The sequence below is a fragment of the Prosthecobacter sp. genome (assembly GCF_044222565.1).
In the GTDB taxonomy this organism is placed as follows: domain Bacteria; phylum Verrucomicrobiota; class Verrucomicrobiia; order Verrucomicrobiales; family Verrucomicrobiaceae; genus Prosthecobacter.
On the sequence record NZ_JBGANA010000016.1, the window covers coordinates 45,925 to 65,909 of the forward strand.

At 59.8% G+C, this 19,985-nt stretch carries 15 protein-coding genes; 14 read left to right on the forward strand and 1 reads right to left on the reverse strand.

From position 1 onward, the window contains the following. The first annotated feature begins 99 nt into the window (after positions 1-99). The 8 genes from vccA (at position 100) to ACILSR_RS21745 (ending at position 12,234) form a co-directional block, all read left to right on the forward strand. Entirely contained in the window at positions 100-4,986 is a 4,887-nt protein-coding gene (vccA, locus tag ACILSR_RS21710) for a Verru_Chthon cassette protein A (RefSeq protein WP_395751895.1), read from the forward strand. Beyond that, positions 4,983-5,486, forward strand: coding sequence for a Verru_Chthon cassette protein B (gene vccB, locus ACILSR_RS21715; protein WP_395751896.1), 504 nt, complete (start codon positions 4,983-4,985; stop codon positions 5,484-5,486). The genes vccA and vccB overlap by 4 nt, the downstream gene beginning before the upstream one ends. A gap of 12 nt (positions 5,487-5,498) precedes the next feature. Beyond that, on the forward strand, positions 5,499-6,719 hold the full coding sequence (gene vccC / locus ACILSR_RS21720; RefSeq protein ID WP_395751897.1) for a Verru_Chthon cassette protein C: 1,221 nt from the start codon (positions 5,499-5,501) through the stop codon (positions 6,717-6,719). A 64-nt stretch (positions 6,720-6,783) separates the two neighbouring features. Further along, on the forward strand, positions 6,784-7,497 hold the full coding sequence (vccD, locus tag ACILSR_RS21725) for a Verru_Chthon cassette protein D (RefSeq protein ID WP_395751898.1): 714 nt from the start codon (positions 6,784-6,786) through the stop codon (positions 7,495-7,497). Between the two features lie 87 nt (positions 7,498-7,584). Beyond that, a complete protein-coding gene (gene guaB, locus ACILSR_RS21730) occupies positions 7,585-9,042 on the forward strand; it encodes an IMP dehydrogenase (protein ID WP_395751899.1) in 1,458 nt (485 codons plus the stop codon). A gap of 49 nt (positions 9,043-9,091) precedes the next feature. Beyond that, the gene (gene guaA / locus ACILSR_RS21735; RefSeq protein ID WP_395751900.1) at positions 9,092-10,612 is read left to right on the forward strand and encodes a glutamine-hydrolyzing GMP synthase; all 1,521 of its coding nucleotides are present in this window, start codon (positions 9,092-9,094) and stop codon (positions 10,610-10,612) included. A gap of 4 nt (positions 10,613-10,616) precedes the next feature. Next, entirely contained in the window at positions 10,617-11,252 is a 636-nt protein-coding gene (gene tmk / locus ACILSR_RS21740; RefSeq protein ID WP_395751901.1) for a dTMP kinase, read from the forward strand. Next, entirely contained in the window at positions 11,242-12,234 is a 993-nt protein-coding gene (locus ACILSR_RS21745; protein ID WP_395751902.1) for a hypothetical protein, read from the forward strand. The genes tmk and ACILSR_RS21745 overlap by 11 nt, the downstream gene beginning before the upstream one ends. Positions 12,235-12,243: 9 nt before the next feature. On the opposite strand, the gene ACILSR_RS21750 is transcribed toward ACILSR_RS21745, so the two are convergent. Beyond that, positions 12,244-13,308 carry a substrate-binding domain-containing protein gene (locus ACILSR_RS21750; protein WP_395751903.1) on the reverse strand — a complete coding sequence of 355 codons (1,065 nt, stop codon included), beginning with the start codon at positions 13,306-13,308 and terminating at the stop codon, positions 12,244-12,246. 93 nt (positions 13,309-13,401) lie between these two features. Here ACILSR_RS21750 and ACILSR_RS21755 point away from each other — a divergent pair, with 93 nt between their 5' ends. Genes ACILSR_RS21755 through ACILSR_RS21780 form a run of 6 tightly spaced genes read left to right on the forward strand, consistent with a single transcriptional unit; the run spans position 13,402 to position 19,959 of the window. Next, positions 13,402-14,145 (forward strand): RraA family protein, encoded by a 744-nt coding sequence (locus ACILSR_RS21755; protein WP_395751904.1) that lies wholly within the window; start codon positions 13,402-13,404, stop codon positions 14,143-14,145. A 2-nt stretch (positions 14,146-14,147) separates the two neighbouring features. Then, the gene (locus ACILSR_RS21760) at positions 14,148-15,329 is read left to right on the forward strand and encodes an exo-alpha-sialidase (protein WP_395751905.1); all 1,182 of its coding nucleotides are present in this window, start codon (positions 14,148-14,150) and stop codon (positions 15,327-15,329) included. Beyond that, positions 15,326-16,468, forward strand: a complete 1,143-nt coding sequence (locus ACILSR_RS21765; RefSeq protein ID WP_395751906.1) for a sialidase family protein — start codon at positions 15,326-15,328, stop codon at positions 16,466-16,468. The genes ACILSR_RS21760 and ACILSR_RS21765 overlap by 4 nt, the downstream gene beginning before the upstream one ends. Then, positions 16,465-17,277, forward strand: coding sequence for an HpcH/HpaI aldolase/citrate lyase family protein (locus ACILSR_RS21770; protein ID WP_395751907.1), 813 nt, complete (start codon positions 16,465-16,467; stop codon positions 17,275-17,277). Before ACILSR_RS21765 ends, ACILSR_RS21770 begins: the two co-directional genes overlap by 4 nt. 5 nt (positions 17,278-17,282) lie before the next feature. Further along, a complete protein-coding gene (locus tag ACILSR_RS21775) occupies positions 17,283-18,731 on the forward strand; it encodes a right-handed parallel beta-helix repeat-containing protein (protein ID WP_395751908.1) in 1,449 nt (482 codons plus the stop codon). Between the two features lie 25 nt (positions 18,732-18,756). Then, positions 18,757-19,959 carry an exo-alpha-sialidase gene (locus ACILSR_RS21780; RefSeq protein ID WP_395751909.1) on the forward strand — a complete coding sequence of 401 codons (1,203 nt, stop codon included), beginning with the start codon at positions 18,757-18,759 and terminating at the stop codon, positions 19,957-19,959. The last annotated feature ends 26 nt before the right edge of the window (positions 19,960-19,985 follow it).

The following is a 19,985-nucleotide window of genomic DNA, read 5'->3' on the forward strand; positions in this document are numbered from 1 at the left end:
GGGAGGATTTCGGTCTGTATTTACAAAATAAATACCTTGCTGTTTTCAAGGCTGTTTTGTAGCATCAGATAATTCACGAAATTCAACCACAAACCCTTTATGAATGCAGCACAATTCTCTCTCTCTGCCCGCAAACGCAGAAAGGCCATGGCGCTGGTGATGGTGATCACCGTGGTGGCGTTGATGTCCATTCTGATGGTGGCCATTTTTTCGGTCACCCGCATGGAGTACAAATCCACGCAGGCCTTCATTGCTGGCAAGACGGCCAAGCAGCTCGGGGACATCGGCACCGCCATCGTCCAGGCCCAGATTGAAAACGGCCAGAACACCTCCACTTCCGCAACTGCCCGCACCACCCATGCCACCCAGCCCGGCATGGTTCGCGTGTACAATGCCAATGGCAGCTTCAATGCGGCCTACAAGCTCTACTCCAGCTCCAATATGAAAGTGACTGGTTCAGAGAGCTCCCTTTACAGTGACCAGCATGTGCCGCCGTCCACCTGGACCACCATGACGGCACGCTATGTGGACCTCAACGAACCCGTGATCCGCCCTGGTCTCACCGCCGGAACGTTTGCCGTTTATTTCCCCATCCTGGACCCACGCGCTGCCTGGAATTACGGCAGCGGTGGTCAGGGCAGCACCAATTTGGTGGGAAGCACGCAGGTGGAAGGATTCTCGTATACCAAGACCGCAGCCACCGTCGGCGCCGGTGGTGGGCAGGACTATTCCACCTCCGTCGTGACTCCGACTGACACCAGCAATCCGGACAACCTGCGCCTGCCAATGCCGGTGGAGTGGCTGTACATCCTCGAGGACGGCACTGTTGGCGCCTTGGACGCATCCAACAAATTTATCAGCTCCGGCCCCACCCAGGCAAGTGCTGACAATCCTATCGTGGGCCGAATCGCCTTCTGGACGGATGATGAATCCTGCAAGGTGAACATCAACACTGCGGCTGAGCCCACCTTCATGACCTCACCGTTTTACTTCCATGAGCGCGATATGAAATGGGCGCACTTTCCGGCCGTCACCGGGGAGTATCAGCGTTATCCGGGGCACCCAGCCACGGTGGCTTTGAGCTCTGTGCTGGCGCCCAACTATATGCTGGACCCCCTGCTGCCTTCTCAGGACGGCTTCTCCGGTTTCATGGAGGTGGTCAATTTGAAGGAAAACATCTACAAGATCGCTCCCAAGATCAGCCCTGGCGGCTCGGAGGAGGGCACCCGCCCGTTTGCTCAGGACGACTTCTCGGGCCAGAACGGAGAGCGCAGCTCTGCGGTGGCCGTCGACCTGCAGGCCACCGCGAAAGCCCGCCTCTATGCCAATGTGGACGAGCTTTTGTTCGCAGATCTCGAATACAGTTCGCAGACAGGCCGCACACAAAACGGCAAGACGGCGCAGTTCACCAACCCCTTCAGGCTTCCCAACGGCACCGACTTCATCAATCACGACATCATCGAACGCTCCCGCTTTTTCCTCACTGCACAGAGCCGCTCCCCTGAATTCAACATTCACGGCCTGCCGCGGGTTTGCATGTGGCCCGTTTCGGATGAAAACGCACTGGGCCAGCAGTGGCGCACCAGCTTTGACAACCTGATCGCCTTCTGCTCCACCATCCAGAAGACCTCCTCTTCTGCGGGGTACGGCAACAGTTACATTTTCCGTCGCGCCAATGCACGCAATGGCAGCAGCGACATGAACATCAGCCGCAACACCCAGCTGCTCGACTACCTGGTGGACCAGATGTCCCAGCTTTCCTGGCCGGCGACTTCCTACAATTCGAGCACCAGCTATAACAACTACGTTTCGAAGTACGGTCAGGATAACGTCAACCAGATGGCCATCCAGTTCTTTGACTACGTCCGCAGCACCAACCTGTATGACGGCATCACCGCCCGCAACAACGATGCGTGGAGCGCCAACGGCATGAGCACGGTTAACCTTTACAACTACCGTGACACCAGCGTCAACGATTGCTACACCTTCACCAGCCAGCGCATTTCTCCGCAGCCCACCTCGGTGAATGTTTCCGGAGACGCCGCCTCCAGCAATACGAACGCTGTCTCTGCCAACAACATCCTGCCCGGTCATGGCCAGGTCTCTCCTGCCGTTTGGTCAAAAGGCGGACGCTCTTACAAAGGATTCGGTCGCATGATCACCGTCTCCGAGATCGGCTTCCAGTTCCTTTGCACGGCAGATGGCCAGCCAGACGGTCCTTCGAACGATCTTATGTCTGTTTTTGACCCAAGTGCGACACAGGGTGGTGGCGGCACTTCGTGGCGCTATGGGGTCAATCCCGGGGAAAGCTTCATTCCCGTGTCTGCCGTCTTTCCCAACCTTAATGTTCCGGATGGCAATGCCGCCTGGTACTCCAATTTCCCGCCGCTCATCACCGACGAAGACATCAATGCCGCCATCACCTATTATGGCTGCAAGACAGGAAAACTTGCCAAACAGCAGTACCATCCCTCCAAGCATCCGGCTTTCTACCCGGAAAACTGGAACATGACCCTCGCTCAAGGCACACCGCTCCAGCCCAATGAAAAGCGCATTCAGGTCATGCTCCTGCTGGAGACGTTCTGCCCCAGCCTGGGTTACACCGGCCTCTATCCCGAGTACACCATCGTGCTTGATGGTTCGACGATCGCACAGATGCAGGTCAACGGGCAGTCCCTGTTCAACACGACCGGCGACGTGCCGATCAAATCCTTCAACAACATTTACTCCACGGGGCGCAGTGCTGACATTCTCGGCGGTCATGCCAGCCCAACAGCGATCTCCGGTGGCAGGCACACGCGTCAGATCTCTCAGGGGGGCGGCGTCGTGCTCCTGCCCAAGGACGTCAACTATGACGTCAACAACACTTCGGGCCACAACGCCCTGCAAAACTATGCTTTCTGCAGTGACTTTATCACGGTGCCCCGCGACCAGCCTCTGACTGTCACCTTCCCCTCGGGAGATATCAAGGTGGCCATTTATGACACCCACAACTGGGAATCTGCCTCCCCGGTCCAGACCATGTATGTCAATTTTAGCTCCCTGAGCCCACAGGTGCCCGTGCCCAACCTGGCGAACTCGCATCCCTATTCTGAATCCATCGATTCCTTCGGCCGAATTGTTTATACCCGTTCTCGCCAGGGACCGCATGACTGGGTGGCGAACTACGAAGGCTGCCTGGGACGGTTGCAGGGCACGCCCAATCCGGAGTTCGGCATTGATCCTGACGCTGGCTTCTGGCTGGTGCCCCCCACTCCCGTTAACACGGCCAATGCCAACAACGCCCAGGAAGGGCGTGAAAGGCAGAGCCTGCGCGGACGCCTGGACTCCGCCGCAGGTCTCTTCCAAGACCAGCGAAACAATGTTTCCGCCCTTGGTCTCAGCGTCATCGCTCCGGATTCCACCCAGCCTACCGATGTGGTGCGAAGCATCGTCCCTGCCATGGGAGATTACCGCACTTTGGCCGCCAGATTCGACGTGCCCAGCAGCTGGTGGGTGCCGCACCCCATGGCCGGAAACTCTTCATTGTTCCAAGCCCACAGCTTTACCAGTTCGACCGCCAATTCTGAGCCTGGTTGCAAGCTGGCGCAGTCCAATGCGGACAACGTCTCCGGTACGTACGCCCAGTATTACCAGCCCAACATGCAGCTGATCGGTGGCGCCCGTTTCGACATCGCTCCCAACGGCACGATTTACAACAGCGTCCATCCGCGTCAGGCGGACCTGCCGCCGAGTGCGGACTTCGCTTCTGCGGCCAATGCCTTTGGAGACTTTGACACCGGACTCTCCAACGCCCGTGAAGGCCCCTACATCAACAAGGCGGATGAAGGCAACTTCTACGCGGGCAACGAAACCCTCAACAGCCAGACCAAATTCTACCGCTCCGCCTACTTCTTCAACACCTGGCATAATGCGGACGACTGGCGCAGCGGCATCTACATGACGCCAAACCGCATGATCTCCTCTCCGGTGATGTTTGGCTCCCTGCCCACTGGGGTGTGGGGAAATCCCTCGGGTCTGCCGACGGGTTCGAATGCCCTGCAGGACATGGCCCCATGGCAGACGCTGCTTTTCCGCCCCCATGCCCAGGTCACCAACCAGGACCCCAACTCGCAGGCAAGCCATCCTGGCATGATGGATCCGAGCGACCACTACCTGCTGGATCTCTTCTTCATGCCCGTGGTGGAGCCCTATGCCATCAGCGAGCCCCTTTCCATCGCCGGTCGAATCAACATGAATTATCAGATCATGCCCTTCACCAACATCCGTCGTGCCACTGGCATGCATGCCGTGATGAAAGGCGAGTTCATGACGGCCATTCCGAACAACCAGATCACCTCCGCAAAAGAGTTCTACCCGACTCCTTCCGGCTCCTCCACCGCCGCATGGGACCAGCGTTTCTGGAATGACGCCAGCGACCATCGCTACTGGCATCGCCCCATCGACGTGCCCGCCACACTGCGTCAGTTTGATCTCAAATTCTCGCACCAGTCCGGCGGTCAGGACACGTATCAGGGGCTGTTCCGCTCCGCGAGCCAGATCTGTGAAATGCACCTGATCCCCAAGACGATGCAGGACGGTTCCGGCACCTATGATGCCACCGGCGTGCTGAGCGCCACGAACCAGGGTCAGATCAACGACATCATGAACACGTTCTGGTCCAACAACCGTCCCACCGGGGACAATGTCCGCGAGCGTCCCTACTCCAACCTCTATGCGCGTCTGACCACCCGCAGCAATACCTTCCGTGTACACGTCCGCGCTCAAGTGCTCAAAAAGGCCCGTTCCTCAGACCCCACCATGTTTGACACCACCAAGGATGCAGTGATCAGCGAGTACCGCGGTTCCACTCTGCTGGAGCGCTACATCGACCCGAACGACATCAGCACTCCCATCCCTGACTATGCCCAGGGAGGCATCAATCAGGCGCCGCTGGACACCTTCTATCGCTTTCATGCCCTCGAAACCAAACGTTTCAATCCATGAACACCCCAGCCTTTACCTCTCCTTCCAGCATGAAGCGTTCTTCTTTGCGTCGCGTGTCCAGCGCGGGTTTCTCCCTGGTCGAAGTCGCCCTGGCGGTGGCGATCGCGGCGCTCGCGATCATCACGCTTCTGGGCCTGCTGCCCCAGGGGCTTGAGATGTCGCGCAAGACCGCGCTGCTCAACACCAACAGCAGCATCCTCGAGCAGATCATCCGTAATCTTGAAAACATGAAGTGGTCGGATATTCCGACGTCGGGCGTCACCACCAAATACTATTCTGATCAAGGCTTGGAAGTGACCTCCGACTCCAAGGAAATCAGCTTTGTGGCGGAAATTGACTACAGCAAACAGGCGACTTTGCCCCAGTCGGAGACATTGGAACCTTACTTGAACCGTGTCATTATTCGTGTGGCCACCAGCAGCAGCCCCACTTTCAAATTTGGCACCGACAACCGGATGTCTTACTCCGTTTTCAACCACCTCATCGCCAAGAGCCGCTGATCCATTCCAGCCATGAAACACCATTTTCGCATGGTCAATACCGCAGGTGCCAGCAGGGCCGGATCCCGGCGTCTTCAAAAGGGTGCCTTCACCTTGGTCGAACTGCTTGTGTCCATCACCTTCCTGGTCATCCTCATGCTTGTCGTCACTCAGGTGGTCGGCATCGTGCAGCGCACCTGGGTCCGGGCAAATTCGCGCGTCTCCCAGTTCCGGGAAGCACGCAAGGCCTTCGATCTGCTCTCGCAGAATCTCAGCCAGGCCACTCTGAACACGTATTGGACCAATGACTTGCAGCAGCTCTCGTCCGATGCGCTTGGGCAGGCCATCAAGGCTCCCACGGCGTACAAAAGGCAGTCAGAGCTCCACTTCATCTGCGGACCCACCACCCAGATCCTCAGTGGTGCCACTGGCACGAATTATCCAGGGCACGCCGTCTTTTTCCAAGCACCGCTCGGAGTGGTACGCACGGACACCAAAGGCACCGTGAACACGGCCAACCTTTCCAACCTCCTCTGCGGCCGCGGTTATTTTGTCGAATGGGGGAGTGACCAGTATTACCGCCCCACCTTTCTCGGTCAGGCGCCCTACACCACAATCGTTCCGGTGCGCAACCGCCTCCGCCTGATGGAGTGGAGCCCCACGGCGGAGATGAATGACATCTACAGTTCCGCTTTTCGCGACAATCCCAACAACATCAGGCAGTGGTATCAGGACCAGGCCACTGGCGCACTGGCTGGTGAGGTTTCGAGCGGCGATGACACCTCCGTCGCTGCCGGCCGTTACTTTACGCGGCCCATCGCAGAAAACATCCTGGCCCTCATCATTTCGCCCCAGACTGAAAATACCAACACCGCCTCCGGTGTCGTTTCCTCCAATGTCTATGACATTGCAAAGAACTACCTCTACGACTCCGCGCTGGTGGGCACTGCCAACACCGCCAACACCAGCGCCCAGGGGACGCAGCACCTCATGCCTCCCATGCTAAAGGTTACCATGGTTGCGTTGGACGAGCGGTCCGGGGAACTCCTTTCCTCTGCAGACAATGCCGCGACCCAGTCCAAAGTCATGCAGGGAATGTCCAGCCTCTTTACTTCTGCATCCAACTACACCGCCGACCTCGAGGGCACGCCTGATTCTCCAGGGACGCTCAAAACTCTCCTTCTGGGCGCAAAGCTGAACTATCGTGTGTTCACCACCACCATCGCCCTCCGGCAGGCGCGGTTTAGCTATTGATCCTGACTTCCGATAGACGCTATTTTGTCTGGCTCCCATCTTCCCACTCCTTGATTTTTGAGTTATGAAACGCCTTCTTTCGAACACTGCACAAAGCCGTCGTGGCTTCAGCCTCATCGAGATGCTCGTGGTGGTCTCGATCGTCGTCATGATTCTGGCGCTGGCTACTCCGGCGCTTACCCGCACCTTGCAGGCAAGCCGTCTGTCGTCCGCAGGTGAGTCCATCCTGGGTTCCATTTCGGAGGCGCAGCAGACCGCTTTCACGAACAACACACCCGTGGACATCCGCTTTTTCAGCTTCATGGAGGACTTGGATGATGCACCGGTTTTCCATTCCTATCAGTTGTTTAAGATCACGCAGACGACCCAGGGATCCGGAGGCAGCGCCACCATCAAGGAAACCATCACTCCGGTCGGCAATTTGATCCGGCTGCCGGAAGGCGTCATCATTCCTGTGGACTCCCAGCTCTCGTTCGCGCTTTCCGGTTCGGGAACCAACCTGACAGACACCAAGGAAAACTCGCAGGTGGGCTACTCTGGCGTATCCGGCGCCACCTACAGCGCCATCCGCTTCATGCCGGACGGAACCTGCCGCTCGGTGGGCAGCACCTCCAACGGTCTGGCCACGCTGACACTCCAGAGCCTTCAGAAGAATTTTTTCACCCTTACCTTTGGCAGTGGCTCAGCGGTGACGCTGGCCACTTTGCCCAAGAATTTCTTCACCGTGCAGATCGATCCCTACACGGGCAAAGCCCGCAGCTACAAGCCTGGGTTCTGAGCCGAGGGAGGCGTCCGGTTCTGCGGAGAGAGTGTACATCCGCCAAATTTCCGCATGACAGCGGCCTGATCGTCGCTTGAATGGCGTATGGGTGAACTGCCTTCTCTTGCTTTAAGTTTCGATGACGTTCTCGTCCTTCCCGGACTGAGTCAGGTGCTGCCTGGGGACGTCAATGTTTCCACCAAACTGGCCGCCATCGGCCTGAATGTGCCGATTCTTTCGTCGGCCATGGACACCGTCACGGAGTCCGAACTCGCCATCGCCCTTGCTCGCGAGGGCGGCCTCGGGGTTATTCACCGAAACTGCCCCATCGACCAGCAGGCCGAGCATGTGGCACGGGTGAAGCGCTCTGAAAACACCGTCATTCAGCAGCCACACACGGTCTCGCCAGACACCCGTCTTGGCGAAGTGCAGCGCCTGATGCATGAAAAAGGCGTCAGCGGCTTCCCGGTGGTGGATGCCCAGGGGAAACTGGCGGGCATGGTCACCAGCCGCGACATGTGGTACATCGAGGACGAATCCACCCCCGTCTCGGCCATCATGACCCCCCGGGACAAGCTCTCTGTCGGCACGCCGCAGACCAGCTTTGAAGACGCGCTGAAAATTCTCTACACGCATCGCATTGAAAAACTCCCGCTGGTGGACTCGAACGGCCAGCTCGCAGGTCTCATTACCAAGCAGGACATCGTTAAGCGCCAGATGTTTACCAACGCCGCCAAAGACGCCAACGGCCAGCTCCGCGTGGGTGCTGCCGTCGGCGTGGGTGAGGACTGCGTGGATCGTGGTCTCGCCATGCAGGCCGCCGGTGCGGATGCCGTCTTCATTGACGCTGCCACGGGCCATACCAGCCGCGTCATGCAGGTCATTGCACGCCTTCGCGAAAACCTTGGTACCAGCATTCCCATCGTCGCCGGCAATGTCGTCACCGCTGATGGTGCGAGGGACCTCGTCAAAGCGGGCGCTTCCGCCGTCAAAGTCGGTGTGGGCCCGGGCTCCATCTGCACCACGCGCATCATTTCCGGCGTGGGCATGCCGCAGTTCACCGCTGTGCAGGAGGTGGCCGAGGTGTGCCGCGCCGCAGGCGTCACCGTCATCGCCGATGGCGGCATCCGTTATTCAGGAGACATCGTCAAAGCCCTCGCCGCAGGTGCGGACTTCGTCATGCTCGGCTCCCTGCTGGCGGGCACGGCTGAAAGCCCCGGAAACATGGTCAAGTGGCAGGGCCGCACTTTCAAGGAATACCGCGGCATGGGCAGCCTGAAAGCCATGCGCAAAGGCGCGGGCGACCGCTACGGTCAGAACTCCAGCGGCAAGCTGGTTCCCGAAGGCGTCGAAGCACGCGTGCCTTACAAAGGCCCCCTCGCAGACGTCGTCTTCCAGCTCATCGGCGGCCTGCGCTCCGGCATGGGCTATGTGGGTGCCAACACTCTGGATGAACTTCGCGCCAAAGCCCGCTTCGTCCGCATCACTGCCGGCGGCCTCAAGGAAAGTCATCCGCATGACGTCGTCATCACCGAAGAGCCGGTGAACTACGAGCCGCATTGATGCTGCTGACGTCCGTCATTTTTCACTCTGCATTGTCATACCCCCTCTCATGACCGCCCAAGAAGTCGCCGTTCTCGATTACGGCTCCCAGTATTCCCAGCTCATTGTCCGCCGCGTGCGCGAGCTGGGTTTCGCCTCGCATCTCTATCCGCCTGCTGAACTCGCCAATCTGCAGTCTCCCGGCGCCATCATCCTCTCCGGAGGACCGCGCAGCACCTCGGAAGCCGATGCACCCGACGTCGATTACGACAAGCTGATGTCCTTCGGAGTTCCCGTGCTGGGCGTGTGCTATGGCATGCAGCTTCTTAACATCAAGCACGGCGGCACCGTGAAGCCCGGCGTCACGCGTGAGTATGGCCCCGCAAAGCTCGTCATCACCGATCACGAAGACCTCTTCAAAGGCATCTCGCACGAGTCCCAAGTCTGGATGAGCCACAGCGACACCTGCGCCAACCTCTCCGACACCACCAAGATCATCGCCACCAATGAAGACGCAGTGCCCGTGGCTCTCAAATGGTCCGACCGCTGCTGGGGCATTCAGTTTCACCCCGAGGTGACGCATTCCCACGAAGGCACGGCGATCCTGAAAAACTTCCTCACCCAGAGCGGCGCCACACTGGCCAAGTTCGACATCCAGGCCTTCAAAGCTCAGATGCTGGAGCGCATCAAAGCCGAGGTCGGCAGCCGCGAGGTGATCTGCGGTGTTTCCGGCGGCGTGGACAGCACCGTGCTCGCCGTGCTGCTCGCCAAGGCGGGTGTCAAGGTGCGCTGCATCTTTATCGACACCGGCATGATGCGCCTGAACGAGGCTGCGGAGGTGAAGGCGCTCTTCAATGAAGTGGGCGTGCCCATTGAGCAGATCGACGCCAGCGCCATATTCCTGGGTGCGCTCAAAGGCGTGACCGATCCCGAGCAGAAGCGTCGCATCATCGGCACGCTCTTTGTGGAAGAGTTCTGGAAGGTCGCTGACAACGTTGAACTTCTTGCGCAAGGCACGCTGTATCCGGACGTGATCGAAAGCGCCACCAGCGGCAGCATCGCCAGCAAGATCAAAACGCACCACAATCGTGTGGATCGCATCATGGAGCTCAAGGAGCAGGGCAAGGTGCTGGAACCGCTCGCTGAACTTTTCAAAGACGAAGTGCGTGCCCTCGGTGCCAGCCTTGGCATCCCGCACCAGGCGCTGTGGCGTCATCCCTTCCCGGGACCCGGCCTAGCCGTGCGCATTCCAGGAGAGATCACCGCCGAGCGCGTGGCCACCACGCAGCAGGCGGACGCCATTTTCATCGCTGAACTCCGCCGCAGCGGCTGGTATGAACAGACGTGGCAGGCCTATGCCGCGCTGCTTCCTGTCAAAACCGTTGGAGTTAAAGGTGATGAGCGCAGCTACGAGCAGGCCATCTCCCTTCGCGCCGTCATCAGTGAAGACGCCATGACCGCAGACTGGGTGGAACTGCCTTATTCCGTGCTGCGCAACGCCTCCAACAAGATCCTCAACAGCGTCAAAGGCGTGAACCGCGTGCTCTACGACATCAGCACCAAGCCGCCCGCCAGCATTGAGTGGGAGTGATGTCATGAGCACTGGCTTCCTGCTCTCCTTTGAAGGCTCCGAAGGCTGCGGCAAGTCCACGCAGATCGCGCTGCTTCGCTCACGGCTGGAGGCCGGCGGGCGCAGCGTCGTGGTGCTGCGCGAGCCCGGAGGGACGGAGCTGGGAGAGAGCATCCGCCATCTGCTCCAGCACGCCAAAGAAGGCGCTGCCATGACTTCCGAGACCGAGCTGCTCCTCTTCGCCGCAAGCCGCGCCCAGTTGGTGCGGGAAAAAATTCGCCCGCTGCTGGAGGCTGGAACCTTCGTCATCCTCGACCGCTTCCTGGACTCCACCACGGTCTATCAGGGCATCGCCCGCGGCCTCCCGCTGGAAAGCGTGAGGGCCATCAATCATTTCGCCATCGGAGGCACTCTGCCACAGCTGACTCTCGTGCTGGACATGGACAGCGCCACCGCCCGGCAGCGCATTCACCAGACAGGACGTGAGCTGGACCGCATCGAAAGCCAGCCGCAGTCCTTCTTTGAAAAAGTGCGCCAGGGATACCTTGAAGTGGCTCATGCCGAACCGGAACGCGTGAAAATCATCGACGCTTCAGCTTCGCCGGAAGCTGTTCACGCCAGCATCTGGCAGATCCTCACAGCCCAATCCCATGCCGTTTAAAAGCGATCATGCCCTGGAGCTTATCGCCCGCGCCCGTGACAACGGCCGCCTCGGGCACGCGTACCTGATCACCGGTCCCAAAGAAGCCCAGCATGAAGTCTTCGCCTCCAAAATGCTCGACCTCATCGTTGGCACCAAGATAGGCGCGCTCGAAGCCTGGGAAGGGCAGGGGGCCGTGGTGCTGCGGCCGCAGAGCAAATCCCGCCGCATCACCATTGGCGATGATGGAGACGATCCCGGCACCATTCGCTTTTTGGAAAAGATGATTCACCGCACCGCCGCTCCGAATGGCTGGAAGCTCGCGATCATCGTCGATGCCGAGCGCATGAATGTGCAGGCGCAGAATGCCTTCCTCAAAACGCTCGAAGAACCGCCGCCCAACACGCTGCTGCTGCTGCTGAGCACGCAGCCCCAGCAGTTGCTGCCGACCATCCAGTCCCGTGTGCTTGAAGTGGCGCTGATGCCTCCCGACGGCGCGCGCATTTTCACCGAGCATGAGGGCAAGCTGCTCTATGTGCTCAAGCAGATGGCCAAAAAAGACAGCGGCAGCATCTCCACGGCGCTCTCATTGAAAAAAGACTTCGAAGAAATCCTCGAAGCCATGCATGAGGCCATCAAAAAAGAGCAGGAGGCCGACTTCGAACGCGAGCAGGACCATTACGCGAAGACCACGGACGGTGCCTGGCTCAAGCAGCGCGAAGAGCAGGTGGAGGCCCAGATCGAGGCCGACTACCTTCAGCAGCGCACCTCGCTCATGGAGCTTCTCCTCTCCTGGATGGGAGATGTCGCCCGCCAGCAGGCCGGTGCCCAGCATCTCGATCTGCCCAAGTTTCAAGAAGCCACCGCGGCACTGGCTGCGAGGTGGGAGTCTGGAGACGTCGCCAAACGCATTCGCGTCCTGCGCCAGCTCGAAAGTCATCTGCACACCAACGTCAACGAAGGCCTCGCACTCGAGGTGTGCTTCATTGAGGCATTCGCGTAACAAATCCGGTCACACTGTTTCTCCGCGGTGCAGGTCTGGCATCAGGCGCACCGGCTTCGTGCTGGTGTGGCCGGTTTGCGCCAGCTCCAGCACCAGACGCGCGAGGCGTTTGGCAAACTTCGCCGCATCCGCGGAGTAGCGGGTAACCTTCGGGACCACATGGTCAAGAAACGCATCGTCATCGCGTGACACGACGGCGAAATCGCGCGGCAGCTTGTGGCCCAGCCGCAGAAGATGAGTCACCACGGTCAGCGTATGAATCGAGCGTGCGACCACAAACGCGGTCGGGGCAGGCTTGCGCTTCAGCGCTTCATTCAGGCTCTCGATCACCTGCTCGGCCGTTTCATGGTGCGGCAGCACGCATGGCTGCGCATCGCTGGTGGCAAAGGCTTCGCGAAAGCCCATGGCGCTGACGGCATCGCCGCCGTGCGCCAAATCAGGCAGCAGCAGGGCGATTCTCCGGTGGCCCTTCTGCATCAGCATGGTGGCGGCATGGCGGCAGGTGGCGCGGTAGTCCAAATCCACGGAGGGAAGCTCCACGTCCTCCGCACATGATCCGGCCACGATTGCGGGCAGCTTTTGTTCGCTGAACCAGCGCTGCATCACCGGCGTGGAGCGAAACATCACCCAAGCGGCGGCGGGCACACGCTGCGTGAGCTTTTTCAATCCGCCCGCGGGTTTGGTGCTGAAGCAATGCGGGCTCACATGCACTTCCATGGGATACCCGGCCTCTGCCAGCAGCTCGCGCAGCGCATCCATCCAGAACAGCACAAACGGCGGCATGGCCTGCTGCGGCACGGGCGTGAGGAGTGCGATCATGCGTGAGGTGGCCGGCCTGCCGCCTGCCTGAGACACTGCCAGGATTTGCCGGCGTTTGTTTACCACCGCGCCGATCACTCCTTCGCTCTCCAGCTGCGTCAGCACCGCCCGCAGCGTGGGCCTGCTGATGCGCATGCGCGTGCACAGCGTGCGCTCTGAAGGCAGAGCCCCCTCCCATTCTCCGCTTCGCAGGGCCTCGCGTAAAAAGTCGGCGCTGTGCGTGATGAGCGAAGGGCGTGGGGGAACGGCGTGCATGGTCGGAAGACCGGCAACATGCCGTGGTAAGCAGAAATGACCACAGAGAAATCAAGTGTCCTGCCGTTCTTGATGCCCCATCCTTCGCATCTCATGCTTCCTCATTCCGACCTTCTTCAACTCAAACGCTGGAACACCCCCACCATCTACAATGGCTGGGAGCAGATCACCAAACGCGATCCCGCCGCCGACGGCTTCAACCTCGAAGAGGTGCGCGACTTCATGCCGCAGATGGGGCCCATGGTCGGGTATGCCATCACCGTGGTGGTGGAGCCGAGCAACAAGGCGCATCGTGAATCCAACCCGGATGCTTGGAATGAATACCGCCAGTATGTCGCCAGCATCCCCGGACCTAAAATCGTCTGCGTACAAGATCTCGACAAACCGCGCACGATCGGGGCATTCTGGGGGGAGGTGAACAGCAACATGCATCGCGCCCTGGGCTGCGTGGGCACCATCATCGATGGCGCGATTCGTGATGTCGATGAGATGACCAATGCTGGCTTTAAAGCCCTCGCCCGTCGCTTCTGCGTGGGCCATGCGCACGTGCATCCGGTGCGCTGGAACTGCGAGGTGGAAGTCTTTGGCAGCAAGATCTCCCCCGGCGATCTCATTCACGCCGACAAACACGGATTCCTCGTCATCGAGCCCGAAGCACAGCCGCAGATTCTCGAAGCCTCCCGCTTCATGGACTCCAATGAGTGCCAGACCGTCATCCCTGCCGCGCGTGGCAGTGCGGGGCTGAGCAGTGCTGAGGTGCTGGCCAATCTAGCCGCCGCAGGTGCGCAGTTTGGCAGGAATGCCAAGGCGAAATTCCAACGCGGAGGGGAGTGGTGATCGTGAAGGCTTTGTTTCTGCTTCTTGCGACCGCTGGCCTCTGCTGCGGTGCCGACTTCCGCATCGAAAACAGCACCGTGCTCACCAGCACAGGCGCATATCATTGGTCCCAGTCCCGTGCGGCGCTCATTCCAGGAAATCCCGCGCGGGTGATGGTGACCACACAGGAGTTTGAGAAGCAGGGTTCTCACGGCTACCGCGACATCTTTTCCCTCGAAACCACGGATGGTGCCAAGACCTGGACCACGCCGAAGCGCATCGACAGCCTGACCCGCAAAATGAGTCCGCTCGGCGTTGAGATGGTCATGGGAGATCTGTGCCCGCAATGGCATGCCGCCACGCGCAAGGTGCTCGTCACGGGGAAAACCTTTGGCTTTCGCAAAGACGCCAAGCCCAGCGAGGCCAAGGACGACCGCGCTTATGAGCGCGTGGCCTACGCCATCTATTCGCCTGAAAAGAACGAATGGAGCGACCTCAAGATCATGGCCATGCCGGAGAAGGATCACGCCGGTCATCCGATCATCGAGCCGAACGCAGGGTGCAATCAGCGCTTCGATCTTCCCAGTGGCGAGGTGCTGCTGCCCGTGCGCTACCGTACCGATCCCAAGCTGCGTACCTACACCACCATCGTCGCACGTTGCACCTTTGACGGTGAAACGCTCACCTACCACGAACACGGTTCCGAACTCACCACCGCCGTGCCGCGTGGCCTTTACGAGCCGTCCGTCATCGGATTCAAAGGCCGCTACTTCCTCACCATGCGCGCGGAGAAAACTGGCTATGTGGCCCGCGGCACCGATGGAATCAATTACGAGCCTGTGGTGGAGTGGAAGTTCGATGACGGCAAGCCGGTCGGCACCTACTGCACCCAGCAGCACTGGATTGCGCACAGAGATGGCCTTTATCTCATCTACACCCGCAAGGGCGCGAACAACGACCACGTGTTCCGCCATCGTGCGCCCATTTTCATCGCCCGGGTCGATCCGGACAAACTGCACGTCATCCGCGCCACGGAACAGATCCTCATGCCGGAGACCGGTGTCGATCTAGGCGGCGGTTACGCACCCGTGAATGTGAGCGAAAAGGAAACCTGGGTCATCAGCACCGAGATGGCCTTTCCCAAGAATCGTCAGGGAGAGAACAACCGCATCCTGCTCGCCAAGATCCTCTGGAACCAACCATGAAAACGAACCTGCTTACCCTCGCCGCCATCTTTGCGGCCAGTCTCGCCATTGCCCAGGATTACCGAGGCGATGTCAAAGACGTTCGCGTCATCCGCCATATGGACCAGCACCTGGGCGCGGCTTTGGTTTGGGAACCCTACATCGCCCTGTGGAAGCCCAAGCACCTCGTAACTGCCTATGGCGTGGGCATTCCCGGTAAAACAGATATGGGCAGCATCTACGCCAGCGTCTCCACCAATGATGGCGACACCTGGAGCGAGGCTGTTCCCGTCTTTGATCACAATCACTGGCAGGGTTCCATCCACTATGCCTACGCCAATGCGATTTTGTTCAAGCCCTCCAAGCAGGATGTGATGTGGTGCTTCGCCATGCGCTGCCCCATGAATTTCAAACATAGCGAAGACTCTCAACTCGTGGCCGCCTACAGCGCCGACGGCGGCCGCTCATGGACGCCTGTGGAGCTGGCCATGCAGTACACCGGACCGCTCATCGTCGTTGCCGGCATCTTGGAAACGGAGGTGAAAGGGCAGAAGCGCTATCTGCTTCCCGCGCACCGCAATACTCTACGTAATGATCCGCTCGGCTCGCGCGATCAGTTCATGCTCAGCAGCACCAGCCTGCTGGAGTGGAAGTTTGAGGGCTACATTCCCCAGCCGGAGACCGGCAAGGTCTTCCTGCATGAGGGCGGCATCGCCGTGGGCGATGCGCCGGATGAACTTAAGCTCGTCATGCGCACCGCGAACTGGGAGGAAAAGGGCGCTCTCGATCCTCCCCGCGCCTTTTCCAGCTTCAGCAAAGACGGCGGCAGCACCTGGTCGCCTGCCAGGCAGGAGCCGGACCTCTGGAATGCGCGCTCCAAAGGCTTCTTCAGCCGCAATGCCGATGGCAGTCATCTCTACGTCTATAACGATGGTCCTGCCATGCCAGCCAAAGCCGCGCGTTCCTCGCTGCGCTACAAAGTGCAGCCGGCGGGCGGCCAGTGGAGCGAGGAGAAGACCTTCTATGAGGCTGGCATCAAGAACTCCTATCCCACGCTGATCGAGGTGGCCCCCGGAGACTTCCGCGCCGTGTGGGACAGCGGCACCGCCGACAAGACACGCACGCAGATCAAATTCGGTAAAATTAAAATCAAGCCATGACCGCTGCTGAACTCGCCCAGGCGCTGCGCCAGGGCAGACCCGTCTTCGGGACGCTCATTGTTTCGCCCTCGCCACGCTGGCCGGAGGTCGTGCGTGGCAGTGGCCTCGATTTTGTGTTCATCGACACCGAGCACATTGCCCTGGACCGCGCCGAGCTGAGCTGGATGTGCCAGACCTACGCGGCACTTGGCCTGCCCGCGCTGGTGCGCATCCCTTCTCCAGATCCGTATGCTGCCACGATGGTGCTGGATGGCGGCGCGGCCGGCGTCATCGCCCCCTATGTGGAATCCGTGGAGCAGGTCCGGGCCCTGCGCGGTGCCGTAAAGCTGCGCCCCATCAAAGGCCAGCGGCTGCAGCGCATGCTGAACGGGGCCGCGCCTGAGCCGGAGCTCGCTGCTTATATGGAAAAGGGCGCGGCAAACCGCCTCCTCATCGTCAACATCGAAAGCGTGCCCGCCATTGAGGCGCTGGATGAGATTCTCACGGTGCCAGGCCTCGATGCTGTGCTCATCGGTCCGCACGATCTGTCCTGCAGCCTTGGGATTCCTGAACAGTGGGATCATCCTCAATTCCTCGCCGCATGCGAAACGATCTTCCGCAAGGCACGCGCGGCGGGCATTGGCGCGGGGATTCATTTCTGGGGAGACGTGGCGCAGCAGGTGCGCTTCCTGAACCTCGGAGCCAACATGCTCATTCACAGCGCGGACATCTCGCTGTTTCAAAAACACCTCCGCCTTGAGCTTGAGTCGATCCGCCAGACGGCAGGCATCGCGGCGGACGCCTCTGCTGCCAGCACCGCACTCATTTGATCCCTATGAAACGTCTTTTGATTTCAGCACTCCTTTGCCTGCTCGCAACGCAAGTCGGAGCAATGGCGCAGGGCTTGGAAACCCAGGTTCCTGCGCCTGGTGCGGATGTTCATGCCGACGATGTATTGCAGCAGGCCATCGACAAGGTGTCAGCTGCCGGTGGTGGCACTGTGGTCCTTGGCGTTGGTGATTTCAAACTCTCCCGTAAAGAGGGCGATGAAACCGTGATCATCAAAAGCAATGTGACCCTCCGCGGCCAGGGCCATGCCACGCACATCTATCTGGATCCCAAGACGCCGCCGAATCCCCTGCGATATTTCCCAATGCGTATCGGCTCCGCCAAAGTGCCAGCGAACAATGTGGTGATCGAAAACCTGCGCTACACAGGCAACGACAAACTCATCGGAGGTGGTTCCATCATGGGCTTCAATGCACGCCTCGACGAGCCCGAATCCATGCTGCTCTCCTGCGACAACATCACCGTGCGCAACTGCTGGATCTACGACGCCAAGCAGGCCGCAGGCTGCACCAAGCCCGCCTCCAATCTTTATAATGCCAAGTATGTCATTCCCGCCGCCGAAGCCGCTGCAGCCAGCAAAGAGGGTGCAGGCGCGAAATTCTACGGCCAGCCGGAGCGTCAAGCCTCGCAGTTTAAGAACTGGCAGGTCCACCACAACTTCATCGACACCTGCGGTAACAAGGCGGTCGAACTCGCGGAATGCAACGGCGGCCTCATTGCGGACAATTACATCATCAACTGCGAAGACGGCCCGCAGGTGATCTTTGGCTCTCGCAACGTGCGCATCTGCGACAACCAGGTCTTTTTCATCCGCACCGGCATCAACATCACGGAAGGCTCGCACCACATCACCGTCAGTGGCAACATCGTCGAACCCGCCTCCGGGGCGAAGCTGAAAAACTGGGGCGCCTGCCTTGTGTTTCGCACTGAGCCGCTGCCTCTGGCCACCACCGTCTCTCATGTGGCAGTGACGGGGAATGTCTTCCGCAACCAGACCACAGACGCGAAGGTCACGCTCCGCTTTGAGACGCGCAAGGAATCGCTGGGCTGCTGCTATCAGGCCATCACGCTCACGGGCAATGTCTTCGATGGAGACCTCCAGTTTTATGACCGCGTCAATCCCGCGATGACGACGATGCAGGAAATCGTGTTTGCTGACAACATCTGTGAAGGCAGCTTCGTGAATGCACCGGTGGCTGAAGTGGCATCTTCCCGCATCACCGTTCGCGGCAACACCTTCCGCCTCCCCGGCAATCAGGTGCTGAAAGCGAGCCGATGGATCTGGTCGGACAACACTCACACCGCCGGCACGCTGGAGCTCGACGCCGCCGCCAAAAGCAACATCGTGCGCAACAACGTGACGACCTCGGCCATCCGTGATCAAGGCGTCAAAACCAGCCTCAATGGCAACGAAGTGCTCACGAACGATCCGTAATCTGCAATCCCCGACCAAGCCAACCATGAAAATCCTCGCATCCTTCCTGCTGCTCTGCGGAACCCTCTCCGCCGCCGAACCCTTCATTGAGAAACAAGACCTCTTTATCGTGGGCGATGATCCCGCGTATCAGCTTTACCACATCCCCGGCATCGTGGTGACGGCGAAGGGCAGCGTGCTGGCCTGGTGTGAGGCGCGCAAACGTGCCGCTGGTGTCAGCGACTGGGATGACATCCGCATTCTTCTCCGCCGCAGCACGGATGAGGGCAAGACCTGGAGCGCCCCGCAGAGCATCGCCGATGTGGAGGGACCCAAGACGAAAAACCCCTTCGCCATGCGAATGAAGAACGTCGATCCCAACGACGTCACTTACAACAACCCCGTGCTCATCGCGGACAAAGACGGCACCGTGCACATGCTCTTCTGCCTGGAGTATGAGCGCTGCTTCTACCAGCGCAGCACGGACGATGGAGTGACCTGGAGCAAGCCGGCCGAGATCACCGCCACGTTTGGTGCCTTCAAAAAGGACTACGACTGGAAGGTGCTGGCCACTGGACCGGACCATAGCATCCAGCTCAAGAACGGCCGCCTCGTCGTTCCCGTCTGGCTCTCCACCGGCACCGGTGGCAATGCCCACCGCCCCAGCGTAACCGCCACCATCTACAGCGATGACCAGGGCAAAACGTGGAAGGCTGGCGACATCGCTGTGCCATGCACCGAGGAATGGATCAACCCCAACGAGACCGTGGCCATCGAGCTCAATGACGGCAGCGTCATGCTCAATGTGCGCAGTGAATCGAAGGCCCACCGCCGCCTCGTCACCGTGAGCAAAGACGGCGCCACCGGCTGGAGCACGCCGCGGTTTGACGAAGCCCTGCTCGAACCGATCTGCATGGGCGGCATCGTGCGCTACAGTCACAACGGCCAGAACCTCATCCTGTTCTCGAATCCGCACAATCTGGAAAAGGAGAAGGGCAAAGCCGAGCCGGGCAAAAACCGCGACCGCAAAAACGTCAGCGTGAAGCTCAGCCGCGATGAAGGCAAAACATGGCCGGTGAGCAAACCCATCGAGCCCGGACCGAGCATGTACTCGGACATCGCCGTGACAAAAAGCGGCACCATCCTCTGCTTCTACGGGCGCAGCGGCGATGGCTCCGCGCTGGCCCATTTTGCCGGTGGTCGCCTCACGCTGGCGCGTTTCAATCTGGAGTGGCTCACGACTCCCTGAGCAAGTTCGCGCCAGAACCAGATGGC

Coding starts and splice junctions, on each gene's coding strand:
- vccB (WP_395751896.1), top strand. CDS start 4,983: ATGAACACCCCAGCCTTTACCTCTCCTTCCAGCATGAAGCGTTCTTCT.
- guaA (WP_395751900.1), top strand. CDS start 9,092: ATGACCGCCCAAGAAGTCGCCGTTCTCGATTACGGCTCCCAGTATTCC.
- ACILSR_RS21780 (WP_395751909.1), top strand. CDS start 18,757: ATGAAAATCCTCGCATCCTTCCTGCTGCTCTGCGGAACCCTCTCCGCC.
- vccC (WP_395751897.1), top strand. CDS start 5,499: ATGAAACACCATTTTCGCATGGTCAATACCGCAGGTGCCAGCAGGGCC.
- ACILSR_RS21755 (WP_395751904.1), top strand. CDS start 13,402: ATGCTTCCTCATTCCGACCTTCTTCAACTCAAACGCTGGAACACCCCC.
- ACILSR_RS21765 (WP_395751906.1), top strand. CDS start 15,326: ATGAAAACGAACCTGCTTACCCTCGCCGCCATCTTTGCGGCCAGTCTC.
- ACILSR_RS21750 (WP_395751903.1), bottom strand. CDS start 13,308: ATGCACGCCGTTCCCCCACGCCCTTCGCTCATCACGCACAGCGCCGAC.
- ACILSR_RS21770 (WP_395751907.1), top strand. CDS start 16,465: ATGACCGCTGCTGAACTCGCCCAGGCGCTGCGCCAGGGCAGACCCGTC.
- vccD (WP_395751898.1), top strand. CDS start 6,784: ATGAAACGCCTTCTTTCGAACACTGCACAAAGCCGTCGTGGCTTCAGC.
- guaB (WP_395751899.1), top strand. CDS start 7,585: ATGGGTGAACTGCCTTCTCTTGCTTTAAGTTTCGATGACGTTCTCGTC.
- vccA (WP_395751895.1), top strand. CDS start 100: ATGAATGCAGCACAATTCTCTCTCTCTGCCCGCAAACGCAGAAAGGCC.
- ACILSR_RS21745 (WP_395751902.1), top strand. CDS start 11,242: ATGCCGTTTAAAAGCGATCATGCCCTGGAGCTTATCGCCCGCGCCCGT.
- tmk (WP_395751901.1), top strand. CDS start 10,617: ATGAGCACTGGCTTCCTGCTCTCCTTTGAAGGCTCCGAAGGCTGCGGC.
- ACILSR_RS21775 (WP_395751908.1), top strand. CDS start 17,283: ATGAAACGTCTTTTGATTTCAGCACTCCTTTGCCTGCTCGCAACGCAA.